The organism is Aquiflexum sp. (genome assembly GCF_977115555.1).
This window is the reverse complement of record NZ_CDSBKL010000176.1, coordinates 1-8130: the sequence shown is the minus strand read 5'-3', so window position 1 is coordinate 8130 and position 8130 is coordinate 1. Positions and strand designations below refer to the sequence as shown.

General features: G+C 40.5%; 9 protein-coding genes. All 9 read left to right on the top strand.

Annotated features, from left to right (window positions below; translation table 11 throughout):
- A partial coding sequence (locus ACZFYI_RS11575) for an ABC transporter permease (protein WP_462524290.1) occupies positions 1-1088 on the top strand: 1088 nt, incomplete at its 5' end.
- Positions 1089-1287: 199 nt separating this feature from the next.
- Positions 1288-1743 carry a hypothetical protein gene (locus ACZFYI_RS11570; RefSeq protein ID WP_462524289.1) on the top strand — a complete coding sequence of 152 codons (456 nt, stop codon included), beginning with the start codon at positions 1288-1290 and terminating at the stop codon, positions 1741-1743.
- A gap of 107 nt (positions 1744-1850) precedes the next feature.
- The gene (locus ACZFYI_RS11565) at positions 1851-3443 is read left to right on the top strand and encodes an amidohydrolase family protein (protein WP_462524288.1); all 1593 of its coding nucleotides are present in this window, start codon (positions 1851-1853) and stop codon (positions 3441-3443) included.
- Positions 3444-3601: 158 nt separating this feature from the next.
- A complete protein-coding gene (locus ACZFYI_RS11560) occupies positions 3602-4402 on the top strand; it encodes an alpha/beta fold hydrolase (RefSeq protein WP_462524287.1) in 801 nt (266 codons plus the stop codon).
- A 105-nt stretch (positions 4403-4507) separates the two neighbouring features.
- Positions 4508-4957, top strand: a complete 450-nt coding sequence (locus ACZFYI_RS11555) for a MarR family winged helix-turn-helix transcriptional regulator (protein WP_462524286.1) — start codon at positions 4508-4510, stop codon at positions 4955-4957.
- 133 nt (positions 4958-5090) lie between these two features.
- Positions 5091-5624, top strand: a complete 534-nt coding sequence (locus ACZFYI_RS11550; protein WP_462524285.1) for a YceI family protein — start codon at positions 5091-5093, stop codon at positions 5622-5624.
- Positions 5625-5716: 92 nt separating this feature from the next.
- Complete coding sequence (locus tag ACZFYI_RS11545) at positions 5717-6667, top strand: ring-cleaving dioxygenase (RefSeq protein ID WP_462524284.1); 951 nt, start codon at positions 5717-5719, stop codon at positions 6665-6667.
- Positions 6660-7271: an alpha/beta hydrolase gene (locus ACZFYI_RS11540; RefSeq protein WP_462524283.1), complete on the top strand. Its 612-nt coding sequence runs from the start codon at positions 6660-6662 to the stop codon at positions 7269-7271. The genes ACZFYI_RS11545 and ACZFYI_RS11540 overlap by 8 nt, the downstream gene beginning before the upstream one ends.
- Before the next feature lie 108 nt (positions 7272-7379).
- Positions 7380-8060: a DUF2461 domain-containing protein gene (locus tag ACZFYI_RS11535; protein WP_462524282.1), complete on the top strand. Its 681-nt coding sequence runs from the start codon at positions 7380-7382 to the stop codon at positions 8058-8060.
- Positions 8061-8130 lie beyond the last annotated feature (70 nt).

Sequence of the window (8130 nt, the reverse complement as noted above, 5' to 3'; positions counted from 1 at the left end):
CGATAGGATTGGGTACAGCCATGATCAGCACTTTGTTTTTTGTCCAAAACCAATTACTGGATGAAGCAAAGTTTGCAGACAAAAAGGACCAACCCAATATGCTGCTCTTTGACATCCAAACGCATCAGGTGGAAGCGGTCGCAGATAAGATAAGGAGTAAAGACCTTCGGGTCATGCAGCAGGTTGCTATTGTGACGATGGGTTTGGAATCTATCAATGGGTTGACAAAAAAGGGGAATGATACTTTGCCAGAAGAAGAAAAGCGATCTCGGGGATTATACAACAGGGAATTTAGGGTGACCTACCGAGATACTTTGATCAGTTCGGAAAGACTGTTGAGCGGAGAGCTAAGGAAAGTGACCAATCCCGGCGATTCTGTATTTGTCTCTTTCGATCAGGGATACGCCACGCGAACAGGAATCAAATTGGGCGATGAAATTATCTTCAATGTGCAGGGAAGACCAATCACCACATATGTGGGAAGTTTTCGGGATGTGAAATTCAATCAGGTTTCGACCAACTTTTTGGTTTTGTTCCCTGAAAATGTACTGAACAATGCACCGAAGTTTCATGTGGTAATTACCAAAACCAAAAATGACCGTCAGGCTGCAGATGTTCAGTCAGAGATCGTCAGGGAGTTTCCAAATATCTCCGTGATCAACCTCGGGGCCATAGTAGAAACATTGGAAGAAATCCTTGGCAAAATCAGTTTTGTGATCCAATTTATGGCATTCTTTAGCATCATTACTGGGATTTTGGTTTTGATCAGCTCATTGATCATCAGCAAATACCAAAGGATGCGCGAAAGTATCCTGCTACGGACCTTGGGTGCGGACAGCGGTTTGGTCAGCAAGATCAATACCTTGGAATATTTCTTTTTGGGTTCTTTGGCTTCTCTGAGTGGGATTTTGCTTTCCTTTTTGGCAACATGGTTGCTTAGCGAGTTTGTGTTTGAGTTGCCATTTAGAGGAGCCTACAAGGAAGCTTTGATTGTCTATCTAGCCATAACTGCTTTGACCATTCTGTTAGGTTGGCTCAATGGCCGAAAAATCGTAAAAATGCCTCCAATGGAGATTTTGAGAGGATAGATGAAATAGTTATCTGCAAATATGCCGGTAGCCCTGTTTCTTTTATTGTACGGGACGGAAGACAGAAGCCAGATGTAAGACCTTTGGGATATCAATTCCCAAAGGCCTTTTTTTGTCCAAGCTGGGATAATCAACTTTCTTTTTGGTAGATTATAATTAAAAACTATTTTTGTCTTTATAAATCAAACCATTAAAAAACATGAATAAATTCAGATCCTTTGCTGTTATCATGATTTTCGGCGTTTTCATTTCGATTCAGTCTCATGCCCAAGTACATGTAGGGGTGTATCACAGTGGGTTAATAAACCAAGTTGGTGTTGGAACTGATAATGAAAAACAATATTTTGGAGAATTAAGGCTTTTGGCAACTGATATTATCGATTTTCCATTCGGTGTAGAAGGAATGTTTCACAGAAATTTTAAACGAGGAGAATGGGTGAATTTACATGCCGGGATCATGTTGGGAATTAATGACGAAGGTAACGGTAGATTTGGCATTCCTTTGGGCCTAACCTTTAAGCCAATAGCTGCCCACCGTAATTTTGCTGTTTTGATGGAAGCGACTCCAAATGTATATCTCTCCCCAGGGTCGGGAGATATTTCTATTAGGACGAATATCGGTCTCCGCTATTCTTTCAGGAAAGAAAAAGAGTAAGTAACATAACCTGCTTTTAATTAAGCCGACTATCCTTGTCATTAGGATAGTCGGTTTTTTTATTGGGTAGAAAAGGAGTATTTTGAACCTGATAAAAACCACCAGCCATGAAAAAAACATTGATTCTATTTGCCCTAAGTCTATTTTTATTTCCATTGGAAAACTTTTCACAGATCATGCCTTCTCCTGACCGCAAAGAAGGTGAAGGTCCTTATGACAAGTTGATTCTCCGGGGAGTTACCCTGATTGACGGTACAGGTTCACCGCCGATTGGTCCGGTAGACATTGTAGTTGAGAAAAACAAAATAACTGAAGTGAAGGTCGTTGGCTATCCCGGAATTCCGATCAAGGAAGATAGAAGACCAAAAGCCGGGCCAAATGACAAAGTCATGGAATTGGAGGGACATTACCTTCTGCCGGGCTTTATTGATATGCATGGACATATTGGGGGCTCTGGGCAAGGAACTCCTGCGGAATATGTGTTTAAGCTTTGGATGGCTCATGGCATCACCACTGTAAAAGACCCCTCGGCAAGCAATGGATTGAGTTGGGTATTGGATCACAAGAGAAAATCCGCTGCCAATACCATAACAGCACCAAGGCTGTTTGCATACACAAGTTTTGGTCAAGGTTCAGAAACGCCCATCACCAATGCCGCAGAGGCAAAAGCCTGGGTAAATGAAAATGCAAAAAAAGGTGCTGATGGAATCAAATTCTTTGGCGCCAAGCCTGAAGTCATGCAGGCAGCGCTGGAAGAAAACAAAAGAATCGGCTTAAGGTCTTCGATGCACCATGCACAGATGGACGTGGCGAGATGGAATGTGCTCCACTCCGCAAGGGCCGGACTGACAACTATGGAACATTGGTATGGACTTCCGGAAGCACTTTTTGCTGACAGGACCATTCAGGATTACAGACTGGATTACAATTACCAAAATGAACAGCACAGATTTGCTGAAGCTGGGAAACTTTGGAAGCAAGCGGCACCGCCATATTCAGAGCATTGGAACAAAGTAATGCAGGAACTTTTGGATTTGGATTTCACTTTGGATCCGACATTTAATATCTATGAAGCAAACCGTGACCTGATGCGTGCAAGAAGGGCGGAATGGCATGAGGAATATACGCTTCCCTCATTATGGCGATTTTACAAGCCAAGCCGGGAATCCCATGGATCGTATTGGTTTGATTGGACAACGGAGGAGGAAATCCAATGGAAGGAAAATTACCGCCTTTGGATGACTTTTGTCAATGAATACAAAAACCGTGGAGGCCGCGTGACGACAGGTTCGGATTCGGGTTTTATTTATCAATTATATGGATTTGCCTATATCCGGGAAATGGAATTGCTCAGGGAAGCAGGATTCCATCCTTTGGAAGTCATCAGGTCCTCGACCATGTTTGCTGCGGAAGCTTTGGGAATGGAAAATGAAATTGGGACTGTGGAAGTCGGCAAGTTGGCGGATTTTGTGATTTTGGAAGAAAATCCACTTCAAAACCTCAAGGTATTATATGGTACCGGCGCCATCCGGATAGATGAAAATAATGAGCCGATCAGAGTAGGCGGTGTGAAATATACCGTGAAAGATGGAATAGTATATGATGCCAAACAACTGCTGCTCGATGTTCGTACTCTGGTACAACAGCACAAAGACCGGGAAGAATCCAGGAAATTAAAGCAGCCGGGACTGGATTGGTAATGTTTTGTACCAAGTATCAAGTAAAAAGTACAAAGCACGAAGCTGTCTCCTCACATTGATTTTTGGGATAGTGGACTATTTTCCAAAATCAGTAGCTAAATCCAAATCTTTCATCCAATACTTGGTACTTACTACACTATACATCGTACAACAATAATATGCCACACATTCAACTTAACAACACCAAACTTTTTTATATCCAGGAAGGAGAAGGAGAGGAAGTGATTGTTTTCTCACATGGTTTGCTTTGGAGTCATAAGATGTTTCAAAGCCAGATTGATTTTTTGAAGAAGGATTATACTGTATTCGCTTATGACCATCGAGGACAAGGTCAATCTGAAGATACCAAAGGTCCAATTGATATGGATTTGCTGACCCTGGATGTGGTTGAATTGATAGATAAGATGGTCGGAAAACCGGTACATTTTGTAGGGCTTTCGATGGGAGGGTTTGTTGGGATGCGTGTTGCTGCAAGGTTTCCCGAAAAGGTTAAAAGTTTAATTCTTTTAGAAACCTCAGCCAGTCCCGAGCCTGTTGAAAATTTGCCCAAGTATAAATTATTGACCGGAATCGTTAAATTTTTCGGGATTATTCCAACTGTTGCCGGAACAGTGATGAAGATTATGTTTGCACAAAGCTGGCTGGAAAATCCAAAAAATGCGGATTCTTACAAGAAGTGGATCAAAGAACTTCAATCTAACAAGAAGTCCATAACCAAATCGGTAGAGGCAGTGATCCATAGAAAAGGGGTAGAAGAAGAAATCCGGCATATCAAATGTCCGACCATGGTCGTAGTAGGAGATGAGGACGTGGCTACCAAACCTGAAAAAGCCAAATTCATACAAATGGCCATTCCAGATGCTGTCTTGCACATGGTGCCCGGAGCAGGGCATAGTAGCTGTATAGAAAAACCCGATGAAGTAAACAGGCTTATTGGGGATTGGATGAGGAAGTTTTGAAATTTTTTCCTAATCAATCAAAAATAAATTAATAGAAGTTGAATTTTTTGAAACTTTTTGATACATTTACATGTATATACATTTAATACAAAGACATTACATACGATGAGGTTAGAAGATGAGATTCAACAGAAAGAGTTTAAAGATGCTTACAATAAGGCGATCGTAAATCTTCTTTTTACTCATAGTTATATTGTCACCAAACAAAACAGTTTATTGAAGCCTTTTGGAGTTTCTCCCGAGCAATACAATGTCTTGAGAATTCTGAGGGGACAAAATGGAAATCCGATTACAGTGTCATCTATTCAAGACCGGATGCTAAACAAAATGTCAAATGCATCTCGCTTAGTCGAAAAGTTAAAGCAAAAGGGCTTTGTGAACAGGGAAGAGTGCCCTGCAGATAGAAGGCAGGTGGATATAGTGATCACAGAAAAAGGCCTTTCCTTACTGACTCAACTTCAAGAGGAGATTCTAAGCCAAAATCGTGATCTTGTACAATTGGACAATGAAGAAGTGAACCAATTGAATTTTCTGCTTGATAAACTCCGGGGCTAAAAAAATTTACCAATAAACATGTATATACATTTAATGTCTAGAATGTTCAATTAATTCCATATTGAAAACCAATTTGAAAGTATCGATTAATAGAAATAAACTTTATCAATTATAATTTAAAACAAACAAAACTATGAGTACCGCAACTTCAACAGAAACAACAACAAAATGGGCAATTGACCCAACACATTCAGAAGTATCATTCAAAGTAAAACACTTGGTAATTTCTACCGTGACCGGTAATTTCAAATCCTTCTCAGCAGCAGCAGAAAGCACCTCTGACGATTTTCAAGGAGCAGAAATCTCTTTCTCGGCAGACATTGCAAGTATCGATACCAACCAATCTGATAGGGATAATCACTTGAAATCAGCAGATTTCTTTGATGCTGAAAAATATCCAAAAATGACTTTCATTGGAATTTTGGAAGGCGACAAACTGAAAGGTGAATTGACGATCAAAGATACAACCAAGGATGTGGAGCTTTCTGCAGATTTTGGAGGAATTGTACAAGATCCTTATGGACAGACCAAAGCAGGCTTCGAATTGGAAGGTAAAGTAAGCAGAAAAGAATTTGGTTTGACTTGGAATGCTGTGACCGAAGCAGGAAGTGTAGTTGTAAGTGACCAGGTCAGAATCTTTGCGAACATTCAGGTTGTAAAGCAGTAAATTTGATTTTGGTTAAAGGTTAATGGTTATTAGTTAATTTCAATAACCATTAACCCAATAACCAATTATATCAACCATAAAGACCAAAAACCATGGCAGCTCTAATCACAGGAATCCATCATATCACCGCCATTGCAGGCAATCCTCAAAAAAACCTGGATTTTTATACAGGCATTTTAGGGTTGAGGTTGGTGAAGAAGACTATCAATTTTGATGCGCCTGACGTGTATCATTTCTACTTTGGAGATGAATTGGGTGCGCCGGGAACAGTTTTTACGACTTTTCCATTTGAAGGTGCTAGGAAAGGAACCAAAGGAACGGGTGAATTGACTTATACCGCATTTTCGATTCCTGTGAATTCTTTGGATTTCTGGATGGAAAGATTGGCAAAATTCAACATTCCTATCTCGACACCTTTGACAAGGTTTGGTGAAAAATTCATCAGGTTCGAGGATCATGATGGCATGGGGATTGAATTGATTGCCAATGACAAGGACCTCAGGAAGGGTTGGACATATGGAAACATCCCTTTGGAATTTGCAATCAAAGGATTTTATGGGGCAACCTTAAATCTTAAAGCCAAAGAGTTGACAGAAAAGTTGCTCACCGAATTCATGGATTATAGGTTCATTGCTGAAGAGAATGGGCGTTATCGATACGGAACTAAAGGCGAACCCGGTGATATTGTGGATATTGTAATTGATCCTAATGGAAGACAGGGAATGCAGAGTGCGGGAACAGTTCATCACATAGCTTTCCGTACAGCGAATGTTTCGAGTCAATTGGAGATTCAGGAAATTTTACTAAAAAATGGCTTTCATGTCACGGAAGTGAAGGATAGAAATTATTTCAAATCCATCTATTTCCGTGAACCGGGGGGAGTTTTGTTCGAGATTGCTACAGACGAACCGGGATTTGCCATAGATGAGGATGAAGCACATTTGGGAGAATTGCTAAAACTACCTGAATGGATTGAACCCCAAAGGGCAAAATTGGAAACTAGGTTGGCCAAAGTTGAATTGAAAATTGAAAAATATGCCTGAGGTAACTAAAGCCGGAGTGCCGCTCGAGCAAGCTACGAAAGTGGCAATCATGATTCACGGTAGGGGAGCAAATGCAGCAAGTATTTTGAGTTTAAGTCAATACCTGAACTTAGAAGAATTCGCATTATTGGCTCCTCAGGCTCCGGGAAGTTCGTGGTATCCTTATAGCTTTATGGCACCGGATCTCAATAATGAACCTGCATTTTCCAATTCAATCAAAATTATCAGTGACTTGGTCAAAGATGTTTTGGGAAAGGGATTCACTTCAGAGCAAATCTACTTTATTGGATTTTCCCAGGGAGCTTGCCTTTCCTTGGAATATGCTTCGCAAAATGCCAAAAAGTACGGCGGTGTGATAGCGTTTACGGGAGGATTGATAGGAGAAAAACTCAATCCTGCAAAGTACAAAGGCGATTTCCTTGGAACCCCCGTATTTATTGGATCAAGTCACAAGGACATGCATGTTCCTCTAAGCAGGATAGAAGCTTCGTCGGAATTGATAAAAAACCTTGGCGCAGATGTGAAAACACTGATTTTCTCTGACGCGCAGCATACTATTCGGCAAGAAGAAATCGAATGGGTAAATAAGCATGTTTTGAAATGATTGAAAACTAAACCAAAATTGAGCCTGACCCAAAAATCAGGCTTTTTTGATTTTCTGATTTTTTGAAAAACAAATGGAATGGTTGCCTGTTGTTTTTTATATTTGGATATGGCAAATCAATACTTAAAATTCCTCGAAGCACTTTCCCAAAACAACCATAAATCCTGGATGGATGAGAACAAGTCCTGGTATCTTGCTGTCAAAGAGGAATTTTTAAATGATGTGGGAGAAATGCTGTCTGAAGTTTCTGTTTGGGAACCAGCACTTTCATCTTTCAAAGCAAAAGATTGCGTTTTTAGACAAAATAGGGATGTGCGTTTTTCTGCAAACAAAGACCCTTATAAAACCAATTTTGCTGCTTATTTTTCAGTTGGTGGAAAAAAGTCCATGGGGCCGGGATATTATGTGCACGTGCAGCCTGGGAATAGTTTTTTGGCAGGAGGTATCTGGATGCCCGAATCCGAAAGTCTGAAAAAAATCCGTCAAGAAATCGACTATTCCGGTAAGGAGTTGGATGCCATTTTGAATGATCCAAAGTTCAAGAAGATTTTTTCAGGATTGGAAGGGGATAAACTCAAAACGACCCCCAAGGGCTATGACCAAGAGCATCCTTACATCGAACTTTTAAAACACAAAAGCTTTATCGTTTCCAAGCCCATTTCCGATCTAGAAATTTCATCTGGAGACTTCAAGAAAAAAGCAATTGAAGGCTTCAGGTTAATGAAGCCTTTCCATGATTTTCTTTCCCGAGCAATAGACGAATCAGACAGCGGAGATGGATTGATATGATGGATTTATTGGAAATCATTCCAGTCGATTTCATCAAAAATTCCGGAAATTGTTCCAAATCCAATCATTA